Source organism: Streptosporangium sp. G12 (assembly GCF_052983175.1).
On the sequence record NZ_JBRIQO010000104.1, the window covers coordinates 1 to 824 of the forward strand.

The 824-nt window shown below is 72.2% G+C and carries 1 protein-coding gene; it reads right to left on the reverse strand.

The genetic code is table 11. From position 1 onward, the window contains the following. Positions 1-782: SpnB-like Rossmann fold domain-containing protein (locus ACVCAG_RS45790; protein WP_447191677.1), on the reverse strand; the 782-nt coding region annotated here is incomplete at its 3' end. Between the last annotated feature and the right edge of the window lie 42 nt (positions 783-824).

Genomic DNA, 824 nt, shown 5'->3' on the forward strand with positions numbered 1-824 from the left:
TGTTTGGCCACGACCGCGCCCAGCCCGCCGGTGCCGCCGGTGACCAGCACCGTGCCCTCCGGACCGAACACCGACCGTACGCTGCCCGAAAGCCCCGCATCGTCCGGCAGCCCCGGCTCCATGCCCACCGACTCGGCCATCCGATTCAGCCCTGGCATCAGCAGGTGCCCGTCCCGTACCGCGACCTGTGGCTCGCCCGTGGCCAGCGCCTGAGCGATCGTGTCCGCGTCGAGGGGATCGGTGTCCAGGTCCAGCAGTACGAGTCGGCCCGGCTGCTCGGCCTGCGCGGCCCGTACCAGGCCCCACACCGCCGCCTGCGCCAGGTCCGGCACCTCGCCCGCGACCGCCACCACCGCGCCACGGGTGACGACGACCAATCGGGAGGAGGCGAACCGCTCCCCGGCCAGCCACTCCTGCGCCAGGGCCAGCACCTCACGCGTCACCGCGCCCAGCTCACCACCCGACGGAACGGTGACCAGCACCGCCTCCGACGGCTCGACGACCGAGTCCAGACGCGCTCCCGTCTCCAGCACCGTCCAGCGAGGTGTCTCGGTGCTCGTCGCGGCCGTGATGGCCGTCCAACCCACCTGGTGCAACCAGCCCCGATCACCCGAGACGGCCAGGTCGGAGGTGGACAACGGACGCAACGTGAGCGCCTCGACCTCCGCCACCGGCATACCGGTCTCATCGGCGATGACCAGGGCGACGCTGTTGCCACCGGTGTTCGCGTCGATGGTGAGCCTGACGCGCAGGCTGGTCGCCGCCGTGGCGTGCAGGGACACACCCGACCAGGAGAAGGGCAGGAAAGGCCTGCCCGGCTCGGC